Origin of the sequence: Enterobacter cloacae complex sp. P1B, from assembly GCF_014982345.1 — a bacterium.
Lineage (GTDB): Bacteria > Pseudomonadota > Gammaproteobacteria > Enterobacterales > Enterobacteriaceae > Enterobacter > Enterobacter bugandensis.
In genome coordinates, this window is the sequence record NZ_JADCLF010000035.1 from 1 (window position 1) to 273 (window position 273).

The following is a 273-nucleotide window of genomic DNA, read 5'->3' on the forward strand; positions in this document are numbered from 1 at the left end:
CCGATGTCCATCGGGTTACGCTTCACGTCTACCACGTCCACGCGCGCGGCGGCCTGCAGCTGGTCCAGGTCCTGACGGGAAAGCGCGCCGTAGGTTGGGTCCGTCGGGACGGAGAACATCACGTCGCGGTTGTCTGCCACATAGGCGTGACCGCGTTCGATCAGCTTTTCGGTGATCTCGATAATTTCGTGGATATGGTGGGTCGCACGCATCTTTGTGCATCTCAACAATCATGCGATCCACCAGCGCAACAAAGCTTTCGCCGTTTTCATT

General features: G+C 57.9%; 1 pseudogene. It reads right to left on the reverse strand.

Features of this window, described 5'->3' with window-relative positions:
• Nucleotides 1–273 (reverse strand): annotated as a pseudogene (gene cysS, locus INF77_RS23115) (cysteine--tRNA ligase); the annotation flags it as partial.